At 57.0% G+C, this 20,373-nt stretch carries 18 protein-coding genes; 12 read left to right on the top strand and 6 right to left on the bottom strand.

Translation table 11 applies throughout. The features are described from left to right. The first annotated feature begins 8 nt into the window (after nt 1-8). The 5 genes from ACN19L_RS14520 to nth all read left to right on the top strand — a co-directional run bounded on the left by ACN19L_RS14520 (nt 9) and on the right by nth (nt 2,987). Entirely contained in the window at nt 9-431 is a 423-nt protein-coding gene (locus ACN19L_RS14520) for a hypothetical protein (protein ID WP_426490212.1), read from the top strand. 46 nt (nt 432-477) lie between these two features. Beyond that, nucleotides 478-1,065, top strand: coding sequence for a DUF6799 domain-containing protein (locus ACN19L_RS14515; protein ID WP_426490211.1), 588 nt, complete (start codon nt 478-480; stop codon nt 1,063-1,065). 325 nt (nt 1,066-1,390) lie between these two features. After that, a complete protein-coding gene (locus ACN19L_RS14510) occupies nt 1,391-2,026 on the top strand; it encodes an RNA polymerase sigma factor (RefSeq protein ID WP_426490210.1) in 636 nt (211 codons plus the stop codon). Continuing rightward, nucleotides 1,965-2,195, top strand: a complete 231-nt coding sequence (locus ACN19L_RS14505; protein ID WP_426490209.1) for a hypothetical protein — start codon at nt 1,965-1,967, stop codon at nt 2,193-2,195. The genes ACN19L_RS14510 and ACN19L_RS14505 overlap by 62 nt, the downstream gene beginning before the upstream one ends. A gap of 105 nt (nt 2,196-2,300) precedes the next feature. After that, entirely contained in the window at nt 2,301-2,987 is a 687-nt protein-coding gene (gene nth / locus ACN19L_RS14500; protein ID WP_426490208.1) for an endonuclease III, read from the top strand. A 70-nt stretch (nt 2,988-3,057) separates the two neighbouring features. Here nth and ACN19L_RS14495 read toward each other — a convergent pair whose 3' ends face one another. After that, nucleotides 3,058-4,272, bottom strand: a complete 1,215-nt coding sequence (locus tag ACN19L_RS14495) for a glycosyltransferase family 4 protein (protein ID WP_426490207.1) — start codon at nt 4,270-4,272, stop codon at nt 3,058-3,060. A gap of 17 nt (nt 4,273-4,289) precedes the next feature. After that, complete coding sequence (locus ACN19L_RS14490; RefSeq protein ID WP_426490206.1) at nt 4,290-5,318, bottom strand: gliding motility lipoprotein GldB; 1,029 nt, start codon at nt 5,316-5,318, stop codon at nt 4,290-4,292. A gap of 88 nt (nt 5,319-5,406) precedes the next feature. Between ACN19L_RS14490 and ACN19L_RS14485 the strand changes: the two genes are divergently transcribed. Both ACN19L_RS14485 and ACN19L_RS14480 read left to right on the top strand, forming a co-directional pair. Further along, on the top strand, nt 5,407-6,087 hold the full coding sequence (locus ACN19L_RS14485) for a porin family protein (RefSeq protein ID WP_426490205.1): 681 nt from the start codon (nt 5,407-5,409) through the stop codon (nt 6,085-6,087). Between the two features lie 640 nt (nt 6,088-6,727). Further along, nucleotides 6,728-7,453, top strand: coding sequence for a LytR/AlgR family response regulator transcription factor (locus tag ACN19L_RS14480; RefSeq protein ID WP_426490204.1), 726 nt, complete (start codon nt 6,728-6,730; stop codon nt 7,451-7,453). 15 nt (nt 7,454-7,468) lie between these two features. On the opposite strand, the gene ACN19L_RS14475 is transcribed toward ACN19L_RS14480, so the two are convergent. From ACN19L_RS14475 to ACN19L_RS14460, 4 genes are all read right to left on the bottom strand, one after another. Beyond that, complete coding sequence (locus tag ACN19L_RS14475) at nt 7,469-9,796, bottom strand: ATP-binding protein (protein WP_426490203.1); 2,328 nt, start codon at nt 9,794-9,796, stop codon at nt 7,469-7,471. Between the two features lie 198 nt (nt 9,797-9,994). After that, a complete protein-coding gene (locus ACN19L_RS14470; RefSeq protein ID WP_426490202.1) occupies nt 9,995-11,602 on the bottom strand; it encodes an Rne/Rng family ribonuclease in 1,608 nt (535 codons plus the stop codon). Nucleotides 11,603-12,016: 414 nt separating this feature from the next. Further along, entirely contained in the window at nt 12,017-12,934 is a 918-nt protein-coding gene (locus ACN19L_RS14465; protein WP_426490201.1) for a tetratricopeptide repeat protein, read from the bottom strand. A gap of 84 nt (nt 12,935-13,018) precedes the next feature. Next, nucleotides 13,019-13,321, bottom strand: coding sequence for an HU family DNA-binding protein (locus tag ACN19L_RS14460; RefSeq protein ID WP_044000827.1), 303 nt, complete (start codon nt 13,319-13,321; stop codon nt 13,019-13,021). Nucleotides 13,322-13,521: 200 nt separating this feature from the next. Here ACN19L_RS14460 and mutY point away from each other — a divergent pair, with 200 nt between their 5' ends. The 5 genes from mutY (at nt 13,522) to ACN19L_RS14435 (ending at nt 20,306) form a co-directional block, all read left to right on the top strand. Further along, the gene (gene mutY, locus ACN19L_RS14455) at nt 13,522-14,613 is read left to right on the top strand and encodes an A/G-specific adenine glycosylase (RefSeq protein WP_426490200.1); all 1,092 of its coding nucleotides are present in this window, start codon (nt 13,522-13,524) and stop codon (nt 14,611-14,613) included. A gap of 96 nt (nt 14,614-14,709) precedes the next feature. Continuing rightward, on the top strand, nt 14,710-15,135 hold the full coding sequence (locus ACN19L_RS14450) for a single-stranded DNA-binding protein (RefSeq protein ID WP_426490199.1): 426 nt from the start codon (nt 14,710-14,712) through the stop codon (nt 15,133-15,135). A 194-nt stretch (nt 15,136-15,329) separates the two neighbouring features. Continuing rightward, the gene (gene gldD / locus ACN19L_RS14445) at nt 15,330-15,881 is read left to right on the top strand and encodes a gliding motility lipoprotein GldD (protein WP_426490198.1); all 552 of its coding nucleotides are present in this window, start codon (nt 15,330-15,332) and stop codon (nt 15,879-15,881) included. Nucleotides 15,882-15,979: 98 nt separating this feature from the next. Beyond that, nucleotides 15,980-18,079: an ATP-dependent DNA helicase RecG gene (gene recG, locus ACN19L_RS14440; RefSeq protein ID WP_426490197.1), complete on the top strand. Its 2,100-nt coding sequence runs from the start codon at nt 15,980-15,982 to the stop codon at nt 18,077-18,079. A gap of 778 nt (nt 18,080-18,857) precedes the next feature. Then, entirely contained in the window at nt 18,858-20,306 is a 1,449-nt protein-coding gene (locus ACN19L_RS14435) for a hypothetical protein (RefSeq protein ID WP_426490196.1), read from the top strand. Nucleotides 20,307-20,373 lie beyond the last annotated feature (67 nt).

The following is a 20,373-nucleotide window of genomic DNA, read 5'->3' as shown; positions in this document are numbered from 1 at the left end:
GCTTGCCTATGCTACCCCACTCTGCCCCCGCCTTACCGGCGTTTCTGTCGTTCCAGATTCAGCCGGAGCTGCATATTACCATTGTCCGGTGGCTGCGCCCGGTTTCGGCAGCGGAACTGGTGCAGGGCTACGAGGCTCTGCTGCACCAGCCCCAGGCAGGGCGGTACTGGCTGGTTGATCTGCGCCGGCGCGGCCCCGCCAGCGAGGACGACACTCACTGGGTGCTCACGCAGTTTGTGGATGGGTTGGTTAACCAGACGCGCCAGCGGGTGTACCTCGCCTTTCTGGTAGCCGCCGGCCAGCTCAGCGAGGAGCAGCAGGAATCCGGCTCACCGATGGTGCAGGACGAGCAGGCCCACGTTCGGTTGTTCAGCGAGGAGGCTCCGGCCCTGCACTGGCTGGCCGGCCGGCAGCAGCACCACAGCACCTGAGTTACTGTTTTCAGCTTTTTTCTCTGTCCTTTTATATCCCGTTGGTATGGCTCACTTCTCCGTGTATTCGCGCGTTTTGCTACTGAGCTGCCTGTTTGGGGCCGTGGCTATATCTGGTGTTCAGGCCCAGGCCCAACCCAACTCAACTAAAGTCGCCGCGGCTGCCCTGCTCAAAGACGGCGCCTTTCGCCGCAACGGCAAAACCTTCCGGCTGCAGGCCGGGCAAGCCTTTCCGCTTTCCGCTCCGCTGCGGTTCGCCAACGGCCTCACCCTGCGCCCCGATGGCATCATGGTAAGCAAGAACGGCACCCGCCAGCTGCTGGAAAACGGCAAAGCCGTAAACATGCAGGGCGACGTGGTGCTATACCGCGACGATATGATGACCCCGGAAGCCATTGCCCGCCACGATGAGCAGGCTACCGGCTCGGCCGGCACCACTACGGTATCTATTCCTGCCTCCGCCAACCTGGCGGCGCTGGCTATCGAGCTTCAGCGCACTGCCCAGCGGCTCAACCAACTGCAGCAGCTCAGCACCCTGCTCGACCAGCGCGCCACCGCCATAGCCACTGGTAGCGCCCCCGACCCCGCTTTGGAAATGCGCATTGCAAGCCTGAGTCAACAGCTTCGCCCGTAGCGCACGGTTCTTGCACAGTCATTTCTTAGCAAGCTGGTTTTCTGCAATTATAGTCAGAAAACCAGCTTTTCAGCCGGTGGTTAACCCCAAGTTTCTGCCGGCGGCACTACACTAGAGTATCACATATTGCAAATAGTTGATACTGGGTTTTGACTGGCCTGAAAAAAATTTTGGCATTTCCGTACTAAACCCGTTGTGTTTCGGTTGGCGGTTCTCTACATTTGATTCTACCTCTCCCTCTTCACTCGTTCTTCACGAAGATTTTCCACCGGCAACTGCACTCTATGGCCTAAAGCTCTACGTCCCCTTCATTTTCGTAGTCTTTATGGAAACCATGCAGCCGAGCGACTCCGCTCTCATCTCGCTCTATATTGCCGGCCAAGAGGATGCCTTTGCTCAGTTGCTTGAGCGGCACAAGGCCCGTGTATTTACTACTATTATGCTCATTGTCCGCGACGAAGACGTGGCGGAAGACCTCTTGCAGGATACCTTCATCAAAGCGGTGCATACCATGAAGGGTGGCCGCTACAATGAAGAAGGGAAGTTTTCGTCGTGGATTTGCCGCATTGCCCATAATCTGGCCATTGACTGCTTCCGGCGCGAAAAACGCAGCCTTTTATTAAATCTTGATACAACAAGTCACGCGTTCAATTCGTTGTCGTTGGCAGAAGAAGGGGCCGAAGCCGCGCTTACCCGGGAAGAAACCCATGCGCGGCTGCGGGAACTGATTCAGGAGCTGCCCGCGGCGCAGAAAGAAGTCCTGATCATGCGTCATTACGGCGACATGAGCTTTCAGGAAATTGCCGATGCAACGGGGGTCAGCATTAACACCGCGCTGGGGCGTATGCGCTATGCGCTGATCAACCTGCGGAAAAAAATGGCCGCACAACCCGTTTTCTATGATCAAAACCTTTACCCACGAGACACTGCTCCGGTACGTGTACAACGAATTGCCAGCTAAGGAGCACCAACAAGTAGAGCACGCCCTGCTGCACGACGCCGAACTGGCGGCCTTCTGCGCCGATTTACTGCTGGCCCAGCGCGCCCTCAACGACCTGCGCCGCGCCCCCAGCCAGCGCACCACCGATTCCATTCTGCAGTACTCCCGCACCTTTCTGCGCAAAGAATAGCCCTGGTCATTCTGAACGTATAGCGCCACGAAGCTACCAACCCGGTAACTTCGTGGCGCTGTGTTTTTGCGGCCCGGCCGTCTTTGCCCTTCGTTGCCTTTCATCATGCGTAAGCCTGAGCGTTACCGCCACTTCATCGATTACTTCACCACCCATTTTCCGGAGCCGGAAACCGAGCTGCACTACCGCAACCCCTACGAGCTGATTGTGGCCGTGGTGCTCAGCGCCCAGTGCACTGATAAGCGCGTGAACCAGGTAATGCCCGCGCTGCTGGAGCAGTTTCCAACGCCGGAGCAATTAGCTGCGGCCACGGCCGAAGACATTTTCCCATTTATCCGCAGCGTTTCTTACCCCAACAACAAGGCCAAGCACCTGGCGGGCCTGGGCCGTATGCTGGTACAGGATTTCGGGAGTGAGGTACCCAGCACTGTTGAGGAGTTGCAGCGCCTGCCGGGGGTAGGCCGCAAAACAGCCAATGTGGTGGTATCCATCATCTACAACCAGCCGGCCATGGCCGTGGATACGCACGTGTTCCGGGTTTCGCACCGGCTGGGACTGGTTAGTAAAACGGCTACCACGCCATTGGCGGTGGAAAAGGAGCTGGTAAAGTATATTCCATCGGAGCTGATACCGAAAGCCCACCACTGGCTTATTCTGCACGGCCGCTACATCTGCCTGGCCCGCACCCCCAAATGCACTGTGTGCCCGCTGCAAAGCTGGTGTAAGTTTTACGCAGATACTATCCGGAAGCAAAATATAATCAAGCCAGTAGCCTCAAAAACGCTGAAATAACTAGTTCAAACCCCCTTACCAGTACAACTTAGTACAAAAGTAGTTCTCCTGAGTTTATAAGTTCCGGTCGTTAGCGGGCAGCTTCCAGTAACTGCTGCATGCGGCTGGCTATCTGTTGCCGGTCGAATTCCTGTTGCGCTATCAGCCGGCCGTTTTGACCGGCCACGCGCAGTTGCGCCGGGGTGCTGAATAGCTGCGCAAGAAGCTCCGCCAACGCGGCGGCATTGCTGGCGGGCGAGTACCAGCCGCACCGGTGCCGCTCCACAAACGCTTTGGTCCAGCCGGAATTGGTGACGACAACTGGTGTCCCCACGGCCAGGCTGTCGTAGAACTTGGCGGGCGAGTTGGCATCCAGCACGGGCAGCCCCAGAAAAGGTACCATCGATACTTCCGCCATCCTGAACCAGGCAAATACTGCGTGGCGGGGCTGCGGGGGCACCACCCGGATGAATGGATGCAGTGCGGCGGCTTCGGCCACGGCCTGGTCGTAGAATCCGTGGCCCATAAACAGCCACACCACATCGGGGTGCGCGGGGGCCAACTGCACCGCCGCCGCCAGCAGCAGCGGAATATCATTCGCCCGCCCGAAGGTGCCCGCGTACAGCACCACCCGCCGCCCGGCCAGGCCCCATTCCTGGCGCAAAGCGGCTACGGCTTCATCGGTGGCCAGGGCTGCCAACTGCAGGTCGGTACCATTGAGCAGGGTATGCACTTTCTCCGGCGCAAAAGAGTCCGCTGGGTGCCGGCTGACCTCCTGCACGTAGGTCGTCATATCAGGCGAAAGGGTGACGATGGCCTGCGCCTGCTGGTACATGCTGCGCTCCATGTGGTACAGGACCCGTTGCAGCGGCCGGTTGGGTACAGCTCCCATGGCAATGGGGAAAGCCGGCCACAAATCCTGCACCTCAAACACCCACGGCACCCGCCGCCACCGGGCCACCTGCGCCGCCGCCCAGGCCGCCGTAAGTGGCGTACTGATGCCCCAGATGACATCGGGCTTAGCAATGCGCAGGCCTTCGCGCAGGGCATAGGCCGCGTATTGCGCGAAGGCCAGCCCGCGCCGGGCCACGCCCATGTGGTTCTGATACGGTACCGCCGCCGTGCGCAGTTCCACGCCCTCCGGTGCCCAGGCAAACTCCCAGGTAAGCCGCTGCGACTCCCAGGTACTGGTGGTGATGAGCGTTACGCGGTGGTGCTGCGCCAGCTGGGCCAACAGGGAATAGTGCCGGCTGGTAGCTGGGCAATCGGGGTTGGTGTGGTACTGGCTGAAGACGGCAACGTGCACGGGTGGCGGATTGGCTTTTAGCTGATTTTGCCGCGGTTTATCTTGGGCCGGTAGCGGGATTCGTTAAGAATGCGTTGCGCGTTTTTCTCGGCCATCAGCTGCTTCAGCGTCACATTGGGGTGCTCGGCCATGTACTTGCGCACAATCTGCCAGCCCATCCAGGCCCCTACCCGCCCGGGGCAGGTCTTGTCGATTTCGGGGATATTGGGCCGCTCCCCAATGTATTTCTGAATCGTGAACGGGGCCGTATTGTACAGCAGGTTTTTCTCAATGAAGTGCGACCATATTTTGCCCTCATTGAAATGTACGCCCGCCATTTCCTTGTCAGTGTAGCCCATCAGCAGGGAGTCGGCGGTGCAGGGCAGCACTTTTTCGGCGAAGTACAGGGCCTTGCCGAACTGCACCATCTCGCCCAGCATGGTTTGGTTGGTGAGCTGCTTCTGGTTGTATTTACTGCTGATGGCCAGCGCCGCCGTGGGCAGCATGTGCTCGGGCGTATAGCGCCGCAGAATGTACCCGGGCACGTTGGGCCGGTACGCCGCTTTCGGCCCCACAAAGTAGTCGGTGCTGAGCACCATCAGGCTATCATTCACGAACAGATCCTGGCTGAGTCCGCTCACGAACGTCTTCACCGGGGGCACTCGGAAATCGGGAAAATAGTAGCGGATGTACTGAAACATGGGCTTCAGCTCCCGCTCTAGCCGGGGCGTGGTAAAGGTGCTGTCGGCCTGCCGGCCGAGCTTTTGCAGACCGGCATTGGTAGCCAGCCGCGCCAGCGTGGAGGCCAGCACCGGGGCCGGGTACTGCCGGCTTTGCAGAAACTGCCGGGCAAATAGCCCGTGCTGCTGCACAAACTGGTTGGCATCGGCCGGTGATTTGATTTGGAAAAACGGTTGTTCCAGGCGCTCCAGTTGCACCGGGGCCGCTACCTTGGCTATTTCTGGGTTCATCTCGCAGCTTTCCGGGCTGCTGCCACAGGCTGATACCAGAGAAAGGACCGCCACCGAGGCCGCCAGGGTACGCAAACGGGCAGGAATGTGCATCACGCTTCTATCTTTAAGGCGAAATTAGCCAAAACCAAACGGCCAATGGTCGTGGCTTCGTGTTTCTGCTCATCGTAATTCTGTAGCTGCCATGAAAAAAGCCCTGCTTGCCCTCGTTTTCAGCGGTGCCACCATTGGGGCGGCGTCGGCCCAGGTCGAAATCGGTCTGAAAGTTTCACCCTCCATTTCCCTGCTGCGCGCCGATTCGCCCAGCGCCTACGGCTTCCAGAATCAGAAGTCCAAAGTCAGCATTGGCGGCGGTATTATCGTCGATTATTTCTTTGGGCAGAACTACGCCTTCAGCACCGGCCTGGAGCTGACCGGTAAGGGAGGCACCATCAGCTACTTCGACCCCAACGCTGGGGCTAACGGGGAGCGAATCACCCAGAAAATTGGGCTCCAATACCTGCAGGTACCCGTTACGGTGAAGCTGTTCACCAACGATATTGCCACGGATACCAAGCTGTACTTCCAGTTGGGCGGCTCCCTGAACGCTGCCATTGCCGGCCGCATCAACGGCGACAAACGCTACACCGACCCTGGCAACCGGCAGGAAACCAAAGCAGCCAAGCACGTTATCATTCCCGATGCTGCCCTGCGCGGGGGCTTCGGGGTAGAATACCAGCTGGGCCAGAGCACCAAGGTGCTGGCCGGCTTCAGCTACCATCGGGGCCTGTTCAACATCGACAACTACTTCGGCGACGAGCGTAACTTTAAGGATGTAGAGCTGAAAAACAGTGAATTTGCGCTGGATTTGGGTCTCAAGTTCTAGCTCTCATCCCTGCTACTCCATACACCGGAGAGGCCGCTGCTCCTGATGGGGCTGCGGCCTCTCCGCTGTACAGGGCTACCTCACGGCTGGCCACCCGGCCTGGTACACCTTGCGTTGCCGAGTTGCCCGAACAACCGCTCCTAATTCAGACGTAGCCCACCAGGCGGGTAGGCCGTTCCGATGCGTTGCTGGCAGCAGTTTTCTCCCGCCCGGTTTGTGGCCCTTCCTGCGCCTGGCGAATCGGATAGCGCGACTTTGTTAGCATCCGCCACTATGGAGAGGCGGAGCAAATGGCTGAGAACTTTCTTATCGGGGCGGGTATGTAAAGCGTTGAACTCCCCACAAGCCTGATTTTGATTACGCAGCCGACCAGCTGATGTATTCCACCCAGGGGACAGTTGATCAGAACTTTGTTACGGGCGAAAATTCTCGCCCCTGACGGAAAACCACTCCCCCCCTGCTCTACGTATCTCGGACATTTTTCCGACTTGGCTAAAATGACTTGGTCAGTCCAACCAGTCAGGCCCCCCGGGCTGCGCCGTTCCTGCCCCTCAGCCTGTAACCTGCCGGAGCTAATGCGCATCAGCTTTTCAGAAAGAAATAGCCAATCTGCCGTCTGCCCTGTTTTTTAGCCTCCAGTATGCCTTCTGCTTCCTTTGCCTGCGTAATTGTTGACGACAACGAAATCAACCGGCTGACACTGGAACACCTGATTGAACTGACTCCGCAGCTTTCACTGGAAGCTTCGTTGCCGGGCAGTCTGGAGGCCTTGGAATATTTCCGCCAGGGCGGAAAAGCCGATTTGCTCCTGTTGGATATCGAAATGCCCCACCTGTCGGGCCTGGAGCTGGCGCGCCTGCTACCGCAGCCCGCGCCGGAGGTCATCATGGTCACGACGCACCGGGATTTTGCCGTGGATGCGTTTGAAGTGCAGGCCGCTGACTACCTGGTGAAGCCCGTTGATTTGCCCCGCTTCACGCAGGCTATTCAGCGCGTGCTGGAACGCCGAAAACAGCGCACCTCCCCGCCCCCGGCCCTCAGCCCCGCCATGCAGGACCGGGAACTATTCGTAAAGGTGGGCACCAAAATGATTCGCCTTGACTTTGATGACGTCCTGTTCATTGAGGCCATGTCCACGTATTCCGTCTTGGTTACGGCCACTCAGAAGCACATTGTATATATGTCCCTGAAGGTGCTGACCGAGCGGCTACCCTTTACCCACTTTGTGCGCGTACACCGCAGCTACATCGTGAATACCCAGCGCATTAATGCCATTGAGGATAATATGCTGCAAATGGGCAAGTATCAGGTGCCCGTGGGCAAGTCTTACCAAGAGGAATTTTACCAGCAACTGCGGGGATTATAGCTGCCTGCCAGCACCTTATTCGGCGGGCAGTTCCCGCGGCAGTTCCTGTACTGCGCGTTTCAACTGCGCTACCAGCCGGGCCACCGCTGCGTGAGAAGGTCCGGCTTCTGCATTGGCCGCCGGAATATGCTGCTCCAGTTGCTGCATCACTGCAGCCACGTCCCGTACGCCCAATGATTCTACGCCGGGCTTGATGTGATGCACAATGGCTGCTACTTGCTCCCAGTCGCCAGAGGCCGCAGCGGCTTCCAGCTGCAACAAGCTGCCCGGCACATTACTCAGGAAAGAGCGAATAATTTTCAGCACGAAGGATTCCCGCCCGTGTGCCAGGGCCCGAAGCTTGGTAAGATCGTAAGTAGTGGGTACGGAAAGCGCCCCCGAACCCATCAGCTTTTCCAGTGCCCGGTATAAATCCGCCTCCTCAAAGGGTTTGGTCAGGCAGTCATTCATGCCAGCAGCCAAGTACTTGGCATTGTCAGCCCGAAAAGCATTGGCCGTAAGGGCCAGGATGGGTACCCGGGCCTTGGCGGCATCCGGCAGCTGCCGGATGATGGCCGTTGCATCCAGCCCGCTCATGCCCGGCATCTGAATGTCCATCAGCACAGCATCGTAGTGCTGCTGCTGGTATTTCTCTACCCCCTCCTGCCCATTTTCGGCTTCTACTACTACTACCCCCCATTCCTCCAGTAGCATGCGAGCTACGTCCCGATTGACCTCATTATCTTCCACCAGCAGCACACGCTTGCCCTGCAGCAGACCTGTGTTGAATGCCGGGGCCAGCGCCGCCGGGCTAACGGGTGTGGCGCGCGGCAGCGTCAGCCGGAACCGGAAAGTGCTGCCCTTGTCCGGTTCACTTTCTACCACCAGCACCCCTCCCAGCTGCTCCACAATGGCCCGGGAAATACTTAACCCCAAGCCGCTACCGCCAAAGCGTCGTGTTGTATCAGCATAGGCCTGCGTAAAGCCTTCAAAAATCCGCTGCTGCTGTTCTGCCGGAATACCAATGCCTGTGTCCGACACTGAAAATTCCACGGTCAGAGTTTCAGGCGTTTCTTCCAGCTGCCGGCCTGCTACATCAATGTGCCCGCCCCGGTCAGTAAACTTTACGGCGTTGGCCATCAGATTGATAAGCACTTGGTTAAGGCGGTACGGGTCACCCATTACCCACGGCAGCGGACAGGAGGCTTTCAGCGGTGTACCCGATACTGTGATACCTTTTTCCTGAGCCTGATGCATCAGCGGCTGCAAAGCTTCCGCCATGGAGTCGCAGAGATTGAAAGCAGTTTGCTCAAATTCCAGCTTGCCGGACGTAATCTTGGCCATGTCCAGCACATCGTTGATAATGCTGAGCAGGTGCTGGCCCGAAGAGCGAATAACGCGTAGAAACTCCTGCTGACGAGCATCCAGGCGAGTTTTGGCTAACTGTGCGGCCATGCCCAGCACTCCGTTCATAGGCGTGCGAATTTCGTGGCTCATATTAGCCAGAAAATTCTCCCGGGCCCGTACGGCGGCTTCGGCCTCGTCCCGAGCGTGACTTAGCTCCTGCTCGGCCAGCACGCGCTTAGTCATATTCACCAGATACAGATTTACGTAGCCTTCTTCCGGGAAAGGCATTACAAAAACCGCGTAGAAGCTGCTACCTACCGGAATATCCACCTGCCAGGGGGCATTTTGCGCAAGTGCTGCCGCCGCCAGCCGTTGGGCCTTGGTCAGCAGCCGGGCTTGGTCGGTTTCGTTGAGGCTGGCATGCAGAGCCCCGGCTGCTGGGTTGTTGTACAAGACCTGGCCTTCTGCATCAATCCGGAAAATAGGATTCGGATTCTGACCGGGAATGCTGGCCACAGCCCGCAGCTGCTCCGTAGCCCGGTGATACTCCGTTACATCCCGGACCCGGGTCATGCTGCGGGCTCCCAGCTCGTTTACGCTGAGCCCTGGTACAAAGTCCCGTTCCAAAATCCGGCCATCGTTCAAATCAATCAACTCGTTGAATACCGGCTCTCCCTTCGTGCGCAGTTCATGTATCCGTCGCTCAAAGGCCGGGACATCGGCCACCAGCCGTAGCATGGCAGCGGCCAGTTCTTGCCAAGGGCGGCCCAGCCAGTAAGCTGCCGGCTCCGGCAACTCCCACAGCGCACAGAAATGCTCGTTGAGCAACGCAACATGCCCTTGCCCATCCACTAGCACCACGCCCTCCTGCACCTGGTTAATCAGGTATTGCAGGCGAGTTTGTACAGTGTGTGCCTCCGATTTTACCCGTTGCAGCTCCTGCTCCAGTTCCAGAATCCGCTGATAAGCGTGAGCGGCATCCGAAAATTCAACGGGAATGAGAGCGGGCGAATTCATACGGAGTCAAAAAGTGCTGCCTCGCAAGTACGCATACCCTCGCCGAACGGTCAACTCTTCTGGGTGAATAGCTGATTTTGCTCTGTTAATCTCTCTTCTCGAAGGCCGAAGCTGCTTTGGAAGCAAAAAGCCCGCTGCACTTCCAGTACAGCGGGCTTTTCTTCTATCAGGAGGAGTTTTTTTCGCAGAAAAAATCCGTCAGTCAGTTATTTCCAGTTCCCGGTCCTGCAACCGGCTCATGGCCGCCGCGGCCGAGTGCAGCTCGATTTCCTCGCCGTGCTCGTCCTCAATGCGGTATTCGGTGAGGCCCAGACTGGTGTCCTTCATCACCTTCACCCACTTGTAATACTTCAGGTACCATTTCATCTGCCGGCTCACCAACCCTTTGGTGTAGTAAGCATGCAGGAAAGGATGCACCGAAAGCGTAATACCCGACTGGTTTTGAGCTACCAGCAGGTCGTCAATGCTGTTGTCGATTTCGTCCGTCACGAGGATGGAAGCCGAAATCTTGCCGGTACCGCCGCAGGTGGGGCAAACCTCGCCGGTTACGATGGCTTCGGCCGGCCGCACGCGCTGCCGGGTAATCTGAAGCAGGCCAAACTTGGTGATGGGCAGAATGGTGTACCGGGCCTTGTCATGTTTCATGATGCTGTGCACGGCGTCCTCTACCTTCTTGCGGCTCTCGCCCGATTTCATATCAATGAAATCGACTACGATAATGCCGCCCATGTCACGCAGCCGAAGCTGGCGGGCTACTTCTTTGGCGGCCGCGAGGTTCACGTGCAGGGCTGTGGCCTCTTGGTCGCCTTCCTGGTTGCTCTTGTTACCGGAGTTCACATCGATAACGTGTAGAGCCTCCGTATGCTCAATAACAAGGTAGCCGCCGCCGGGCACCGTCACGGTTTTGCCGAACAGCGTTTTCAGCTGTTTTTCAATACCGTGCTGCTCGAACACTTTTACCTTGCCGGTGTGCAGCTTCAGCAGCCCTAGCTTATCGGGCGCAATCTGCTGCAAATACGCGCGCATTTCCTCATACATCGGCGCCGAGTCCACGGTAATGGCATCGAACGACTCATTGAGCATGTCGCGCAGCATGGAAGAGGTGCGGCCCAGCTCGCCCAGAATCTTGTCGTTGGGTTTCCCCGTCTTCAGATTCTGGAACAAGGTGTTCCACTTCTCCACCATATTCTGCATATCCCGGTCGAGTTCAGCCACCTCACGGCCTTCGGCCACGGTGCGGATGATTACACCAAAGTTATCCGGCTTGATGGAGGCAATGAGCCGCTTGAGCCGCTCCCGCTCCGTCTTGCTGACGATTTTTTTGGATACGCTGATGGTATTGGAAAACGGCACCAGCACCAGGTAACGGCCGGCCATAGAAATATCCATGGACAGGCGCGGCCCCTTGGTAGAAATCGGCTCCTTGATGATTTGCACCACCAGTTGCTGGCCCTTTTTCAGGACGTTATCGATTTTGCCGACTTTGTCGAGCGCCCCGTCAAACTGGAAAGTTTTCAGGGGGCCAACGGGTATTTTCTGCGAGTGTACGCCTTTGCCCCACTTTACCAGGGAGGGAAAATTCTCCCCCAGATCCCCGTAGTGTAGAAAAGCATCTTTTTGGTACCCAATGTCAATGAACGCGGCGTTCAGACCGGGCATAACTTTCTTGACCGTGCCCAGGAAGATATCACCCACCGAGTAGGCGGTATCGTTGCGGTCGAAATGATATTCGATGAGCCGCTTGTCCTGTAGCAGGGCAATCCGTTCTCCGTCCTGAGTAGAATTAATGATTAATTCGTTACTCAATGGATTAAGCGGTTAAAGAGGCTGCTGCTGAATGTAAGCCGATTGCCACTACCCCCGAAACCCGTAAAGGGAAGCCAGCGCGCAAGGCACCGGCTTCCCTTCCAAGCCACGGGGAAAGCAAACTTATGGCCACTCTCAGAGAACCTAAGTGAAAGATAGACGGCACCATTTTCTACTGAAAAAAGCCCGCCAGCAAACCCCGGGAGGGCTTACTTCTTCTTGTGACGGTTCTTGCGCAGACGCTTCTTCCGCTTGTGAGTGGCAATTTTATGACGCTTTCTTTTTTTACCGCAGGGCATGTTGATGTGGGTTAAGTGGTTGAGTTTATTTTTTTAGTGCTTTGTGCCTACTGCTGAGGGCCTGGGTTGTTTGACACAACGTATGCACTCAGCACCAGGCACTAGACACTGGGCACTATTGTAGCTTCTTCAGCTCTTCGTCCACCGTAGCGGCCAGGGCCGGGTCGGGGCTAATGCTTTTGGCTTTCAGAAAGGCTTTGCGAGCCTCTTCCTTTGCGCCGGTTTTGGCTAACGTGACGCCAAGATAAAACTGTCCGTCGACGTTTTCGGGGTTTACTTTCACAAGCTCCTCGAAACGCTCCACCGCCCGGCTGAACTGCCCACTCTTAATAGCCAGCAAGCCAAGGTTATACAGCGTTTTTTCATTTTTCGGATCAGCGGCCAGCACTTCCCGCAACAAGCCTACGCCTTTCATGGGGTTGCTGGTATTCATGTAGGCCATGCCCAGGTTGTTCTTGGCGTCGAGGTTGTCGGGATTGTTTTTCAACACCCGCTCGTATAACTCCCGGCATTTCGCGCCCAACAGGTTCTGGCGCTCCTCGGTGGTGGCAAAGCTAAACGCTTCGAAGTACGCATCGGCGGCCCGTTTCCAGGTTTGCTCGCCGGGGCGGGCCACAGCCACTTGCTCCAGGTAATAGCCGGCACTATCGAAACGCTCCACACCCTTGTACTTATCAGCCAGCTGCTGCGCCAGGCGTAGCTTAGCCGACTGTTCGGTTTCGGAGGTGAACCTGCGCACCAGCGCAATAATTTCCTGACGTTGTGCGGGCGGCACTGTCATGTGGGGCTGCTCGGAAGTAGCCTCGTGGCTGCCTACCGGATGGCCATGCTCATCCAGACCGCTGGCAGCGGTGGACGGAGCAGCAGCCCCCTGGTCCCGGTTGGCAGTACGGGCAGCACTTTGTGTCAGCGACTCTTTGCCCTCCTTGGGCTTCACAATTACCTTCGGCAACAAAAACAAACCGGCCACCAGCGCAAACGCCAGGGCCAGAATAAGGAGTTGATGCTTGGAAGATGCGGTAGTGGATGCCATCAGCACGGGAAAAAAGCCGGCCGCCGGGTTGCCCTAGCAGGGCATGCCCGGCGGCTCAGCCGGCAAACAAATGAAACGGGATGCTTAGGCAGCCAGTTCCTTGATTTTTTTGCTGTTTTTAATCTTACCAATAAAGGTCTTCGACGGCTTGAAGCTCGGAATGAAGTGCTCGTCAATGATGATCGACGTGTTTTTCGAAATGTTGCGGGCTACTTTTTTCGCGCGCTTTTTGTTTACGAAAGAGCCAAAGCCACGCACATAAATGTTGTTGCCGTCAGCCATCGAGTCCTTCACGACTTTGAAGAAGGCTTCTACGGTAGCCGAAACGTCTGCTTTCTCGATGCCGGTCTTGTCGGCAATTTCGGCAATTACTTCTGCTTTAGTCACGCTGGTAAGTGTACTAGGGAGTGAAAAATATTCTGCTTGGCAAAAAGATGCCGCTCCTCAAAACGTAAGCACTTGCCCGGTAAGAGTTTGCCTGCGTTTTGAGGGGCACAAAGGTAGTCCCCTTTTTTGGTTTTACAAACGGTTTTCCTGCAATCTGACTTGGTGTCATAGTTGCATCCAACTTATTCTTTCTCAAAACCTTGACCTCACCCTCAACCGATTTATCCCGCTCCTGGTTTCCGGCGGCCCTGCTGAATTGGTATCCCCGCCACCGCCGGGACCTACCTTGGCGGCACACTCGCGACCCGTATGCCATCTGGCTGTCGGAGGTGATTCTGCAGCAAACCCGGGTGAAGCAGGGCCTGCCCTACTACCATGACTTTATCACTTCCTACCCTACTGTGCACGATCTAGCCGCCGCCCCGCAGGATGAGGTGCTGCGCCACTGGCAGGGCCTGGGCTACTATTCCCGGGCCCGCAACATGCACCATACGGCCCAGCAGGTAGTGCAGGAATACGGGGGGCAGTTTCCCGGCTCGTATCAGGAACTGCTGAAGCTACGCGGCGTGGGTCAGTACACCGCGGCGGCCATTGCATCGTTTGCCTATGACGAGCGAGTGGCGGTGCTTGATGGAAACGTGTTCCGGGTGCTGGCCCGGGTATTTGGTCTGAGCCAGGATATTGCCGCGCCAGCCAGCCGCAAAGTATTTCAACAGTTGGCCGATACGCTGATTCCTTCCGAGCAGCCGGCTGAGTTCAACCAGGCCATTATGGAGTTTGGGGCCATCCAGTGCACGCCCCAGAAGCCCGACTGCCTGTTCTGCCCGTTGCAGCAGCAGTGCTTTGCCTTTCAGCACGGGATGGTGCAGGAGTTGCCGGTGAAGAGTAAAGCAAAGGCGGCCCGTACCCGCTATTTCCATTACCTCGTGTTGCGCTACGCTGATACGGTGTACCTGCGCAAGCGCGGCCCCAAGGACATCTGGGAAGGCCTCTACGATTTCGCGCTGCACGAAACTGAGTCGGCGGAGCTGCCGGCGGTGGCCGTAGTAGAGGTGGCGGAAAGCTTGGGAGGCCGCGTAGCTGCCAACCGCGCCGAGGAGCCGGCAGCTGCGCTACGGCACGTGCTGAGCCATCAGAAAGTAGAAGCGAAGTTTCATGCGGTGTGGCTGCAGGAGCCGCTGCCGACAGCAGTACTGGCAGCCACCGGCTTGGCCCCCTACCGTGCCGCCGAAATAGAAGAACTGCCCAAATCCATTCTGATTACCAATTATATTAGCAATATAGATATTTAAAAGCCTAATTTATTTGGCAAAAATATTATTTCTTCTATCTTTAGATAACCTAGCGAGGTTTATTTTTTAACTTTCAACTACTTCTCTTCCAAGCGTATGGCAAGCGTAAACAAAGTCATCCTGATTGGCCACTTGGGCAAAGACCCTGAGGTGCGGCATCTGGAAGGCGGCAACTCAGTAGCCAACTTTACCATGGCTACCAATGAATACTACAAAGACAAGCAAGGCAACCGCGTAGAGCGCACCGAGTGGCATACTGTGGCCGCCTGGCGTGGCTTGGCCGAACTAGCCGAGAAGTACCTGCGCAAAGGGCAGCAGGTGTATGTGGAGGGCCGTATTCGTACCCGCCAGTACCAGGATAAGGACAACCAGACGCGCTACGTAACGGAAATAGTAGCCGAGGAAATCTCCTTGCTGGGTGGCCGGCCCCACGCCGAAGGCCAACTAGCAGCTACGCCAGCCGCGGCCGAGGCACCGGTTACTTTCCGGCAGGAACCGGAGTTGGACCAGCTGCCGTTTTAACGGGTTCTTTTCTTCAAGTAAAACCCCGTCGGAACCTGGTGTTTCGACGGGGTTTTCTTTGCGTGGGATTTTCCGTAGGGGCCGGAACACGAGCGGGCGGGGCGTTGGTTTCTTGGTTACCTTTACTGCTTCCTTCGTCCCGCTTCTGCATGGTCGTTTCCTCCTTTTTGCGTGCCGCTGGCGCGGTTTGTACAGTGCTGCTGTTCGCCACTGGCTGCACCTCGGCTCCCGATTTCACGCCCAAGCCCAAGGGCTACAACCGCATCGACTTGCCGCCGCATGCCTACCAGCAGCTGGCGCCGGGTCGGCCGTACACGTTTGAGTACTCACGTCACGCCAAAATCCTGCGCGACTCCTCCTACCTGGCCCAGCCGAACTGGATCAATGTGTATTACCCGCAGCTAAAAGCCAACGTGCAGATTACGTACGCCGACCTTAAAGGCCGACCGCAACTGTACACCAAGCTGCTGGAAGATGCCCGCAAGCTTACCAGCAAGCACGAAATCAAAGCCACGGCCATCGACGAATCGGTGCTGAAAACTCCGAACGGTATGCGCGTAGCCGTGTTTGAGCTGCAGGGCGAGGTACCCAGCCAGTTTCAGTTTTACACCACCGATAGCACCCGGCACTTCTTCCGTGGGGCCCTCTATTTCCGCACTGCCACCGCCAATGACTCCCTGGCCCCGGTAATTGAGTACGTGAAACAGGATGTGGTGCGGCTGCTGAACACGCTGCAATACAAGTAACTGTCAAATTGTTGAACTGGTGAACGGCTTGATGGCCGCTTGTTTTCCTTGCAGAGGGTGCAAACCCTCCAGCCGTTCAGCAATCCAGCCATTTTCCCTTGAGCAACTTCTTTCAGACCAAGATTGAGTACCTGCGGGGCGTGGGCCTGCAACGGGCCCAGCTGCTGCAAAAGGAACTGGGCCTGTTCACGTACGGCGACCTGATTCAGCGCTACCCGTTCCGCTACCTCGACCGTACCCAGTTCTACAACATCTGCGACCTGCACGACGACCTGCCGTTTGTACAGGTGAAGGGCATTCTGCGCAACCGCGAGGTGGTGGGCGAAGGCCCCAAGAAGCGTATGGTAGCCAAGGTAGCCGACGCCAGCGGCGAGCTGGAGCTCGTGTGGTTCAAAGGCGTGAACTACCTGGAAAAGGTGATTAAAAACCACCAGGAGTACATCGTGTTCGGCAAGCCCACCATGTTCAATGGCCGCCCCCAGATGGCGCACCCGGAGATGGAAGAGGTGACCGAGCAGAAGGCCGGCCAGAGCTACCTGCAGCCGGTGTACAACACCTCCGAGAAGCTCAAGAACTACCACCGCGTCGATAGCAAGGCCATCATGCGCATGGTGGCCGATCTGCTGAAGATTGCCCTGCCTCACGTGCAGGAGACCCTCTCGCCGGCCCTGATTCAGCAGTACGGGCTGATGGACAAGGCCACGGCCATCCAGCAGATTCACTTTCCACAGAGTACTGAGCTGCTCCAGACGGCCCGCTTCCGGCTCAAGTTTGAGGAGCTGTTTTACGTGCAGCTCAAGCTGCTGCGCCAACGTGACCAGCGCAAAGTCACGCTGGCCGGCCAGATTTTTAAGGAGGTGCCCACGCTGGTACACTTCTACAAGAACGTGATGCCCTTTGACCTCACCGGGGCCCAGAAGCGCGTCATCCACGACATTTACAAGGATTTCTGCGCCGGTCAGCAGATGAACCGGCTGCTGCAGGGCGACGTGGGCTCGGGCAAAACCATTGTGGCCTTCATCAGCATGCTCATGGCCGCCGACAACGGCGCGCAGAGTTGCCTGATGGCTCCCACCGAAATTCTGGCCGATCAGCACTACGTGGGCCTGAAAGGCTTTGCCGACCTGCTGGGGCTGAAAATCGGGAAGCTCACGGGCAGCACCCGCACTGCCGAGCGGCGCGTGCTGCACGAGCAGCTGCGCTCCGGCGAGATGCACATGCTGGTGGGCACCCACGCTTTGCTCGAAGACGTGGTGCAGTTCAAGAACCTGGGTCTGACCATCATGGATGAGCAGCACCGCTTTGGGGTGGCCCAGCGGTCCAAGCTCTGGCAGAAAAACCCCCATGTGATACCCCACGTGCTGGTAATGACGGCCACGCCCATTCCGCGTACCCTGGCCATGACGCTCTACGGCGACCTGGACGTGTCGGTGATTGACGAGCTGCCGGCCGGCCGCAAGCCCATCGTGACGGTGCACCGCTTCGACAGCAACCGCCTCAAGGTCTTCGGCTTTCTGCGCGACCAGATCCGGCTGGGCCGGCAGGTGTACATCGTGTATCCGCTTATTGAGGAAAGCGAAACCATGGCCGACTACAAGGACCTCATGGACGGCTACGAAAGCGTGGCCCGCGCTTTTCCTGAGTTCCAGATCAGCATCGTGCACGGCCGCATGAGCGCCGCCGAGAAGGACGCTGAAATGCAGCGCTTCCTCAAAAACGAAACCCAGATTATGGTGGCCACCACCGTAATTGAGGTAGGCGTAAACGTACCCAATGCCTCCGTAATGGTAATTGAAAGCACCGAGCGGTTCGGCCTTTCGCAGTTGCACCAGCTACGCGGCCGCGTAGGCCGTGGGGCTGAGCAGAGCTATTGCATCCTGATGAGCGGCTACAAGCTCAGCAAGGACTCGCGCACCCGCATCGAAACGATGGTGCGCACCAACAATGGCTTCGAAATTGCCGACATTGACCTGAAGCTGCGCGGCCCCGGCGACTTGATGGGCACCCAGCAGAGCGGCGTGCTGGATCTGCTGATTGCCGACCTAGCCAAGGATGGCCGCATTCTGACGGAGAGCCGGGCGGCGGCCCAAGCCATTCTGCAGGACGACCCGAACCTAAGCAAGCCCGAAAACTTGGCTATCCGGCGGCATATTGAAAGCCTGCCTGCTACGGCCGTAAACTGGAGCCGCATTAGTTAACTGCTACTATTTGGTATTCACGATAAGGCCCGGCCGGTTTCACCATGTGTGAAACCGGCCGGGCCTTATCGTGAATACCATAAAAAAGACGACTTATACAAGTCGTCTGGCAGGGGAGCTATTCTATGGAAGTAGCAGTGACGGCAGGGGCAGTAGCTTGCCAAAAGGACGATCCACCTCCCGTCTTTCGTTTAGCAGCCGGTGAGTTCTGCAATAAGGAAGCTGTTCGGGCCGGAAGCTGCCAGGTAACGCGGGTCGGCTTGGCAACCGCTTCCGATCTTAAAGCCTGCTGATTAAGCTTTCCTAAAACAACCAGCGAAATCATGAGGGTAAAGCGTAACAAAGACTTCATAATCGATGAGTAGAGGTAAGCAGTTCCGGCGGGTTACAAATTTCAGACCAATAGGTGGCAAATCCTAAAGAAGGGCCTTATTAACTGCAGAAAAATCAAGAAAAAAGCCTATACTCCCAATTTCAGAACATTTATCAGGCGTTGGAGTCAGCAGATAGAATATCTAAAATATTCACTTTGCTACCTTCTCGCTAACGCTCTGATACCTGTCATCCCAAAACCCCTCTGAAGCAATACTGCTGCAAAGAACGGTAGTAACTCCCACTACTATAGCCCTTTTGGCGTTAAGAAAGCGTGAATTATTACCGAAGAGCTTCCGGTTTGGTTGCAAAGCGGGGGGATGTACGGACTACACCAGAAGTTGGATACCTTTGGAGAGTACATTTTTTGAGAGAATCTCTTTCCTTCACGTAACTGCCTTTGCCTGTGCGCTTTTCTTTTTTGTTGACTACGGGGATTTCAGCGGTTTTCATTTTCGCCACCGTTTCAGGCGGGTTGGCGCAGCGGGTAAAGTCGGCAGCCTTTAGCTACCTACCCGAGCAGACGGAGGACCGTTACAACCAGCGGGTGGCCAGCAAAACCCTGCCCGTACCCACTGGCGGCTTTGTAATTCTGGCCCACAAATCGGCCACGGAATACGCAGTGGAGCGCTACGACGCTGACCTGAAGCGCCTATGGAGTACCTCCCTGTCTTTAGCCGCCGGAGAAAGTATTGACGGCTTCACGCGTAACGGTACACAAGTGCTGGTAGTAGTGCATCAGGGCAGCCCGGCTCAACAGTTGCTCGGCTACACGCTGGATCTGGCGTCGGGCCAGAAAGCACCGGCGAAAAAGCTCCTCGAAGCCGGCCCCCGCGACCGGCGCCCCGGCGCTGCCTTCTCCCCCGATGGCACCAAGCTGGTAGTATGGCGCTACCTGACGCAGGGTCCGCAGATCAAAGCCATCAGCGCCAGCGTGTACGACGAGAAGCTTACTAAACTCAAGGACCGCACTTATGATTTTCACGACCAAGGCGGCTTCTTCTCCAGCACCGTGCATGTGGGCAATGATGGCTCACAGTACGTAACGCTGGTGGGCGACGAGATGAAGAAGCTCACCGTACGCCGTTACCGCAACGACTCTCCCGAGGTGAAGGTGATGTCGGTATCAGTGGGCGGCACGTTTGGGGGCAAAGTGGTGAACGTGTTTGACACGCGCTTCCGCCTGCTGCCCGACAACACGCTGTACGCCGCCGCCATCTGCAACGAGCGGGAAACCGGCGTGTACCACAGCCTGAAGCTGGTGAAGTTTGATTTCACGGCCGAGGGCGACATGAAATTCGCGCCCGAGTTTAAATTCACACCCGAGTACCTGGCCGAAGTCAACAAGGCCAACGGCAGCGTAGCTAAGCGTCTCGAAGATGTGTACCTCACCGACCTGCTACTCACCGACGACAAGCAGCTGGTAGTGGCAGCCGAGAAAAAGTACGAGGAAGGCGGCGACGACTCGCCCGGCCACACCCGCGAGCTACACCTGTTTGGCTACAATGAATTTCAGACCCCTACCTGGCACAGCATCATCGGCAAAGACCAGGTAGCACCGGCCACTGAAGGTTACAGCAGCATTGGCTACAGGGCGGCCGTGTTTGGGCCGGAGGTGCAGGTGGTAACCTGGGAGAAGCTCAAGAACAAGTCGGACCTGTACCTGCGCCGCCTGAACGTGCAGACGGGCGTGGTATCGGAGCCGAAAGGCCTGGGCCTGAACGTGGCCTCGGACCAAAATCCATCCTACGTGAAGGATTTCACGGCCTGGCTGGATGCCAAAACTCTTATCGGCGTAAGCCGGCCCAGCAAAAAATCAGCGGCCCTTATGCTGAACAAGATTGTGGTTAAATAAATCCCAGCTGGTGCGGATGGCACTGATGCCGCCGATCTGTTCTGGTAAATCTGCTTTGACGCAAAAA

Origin of the sequence: Hymenobacter sp. 102, assembly GCF_049949205.1 — a bacterium.
Classification (GTDB): Bacteria; Bacteroidota; Bacteroidia; order Cytophagales; family Hymenobacteraceae; genus Hymenobacter.
The sequence above is the reverse complement of the archived record's forward strand: the minus strand, read 5'-3'. Positions and strand labels throughout refer to the sequence as shown.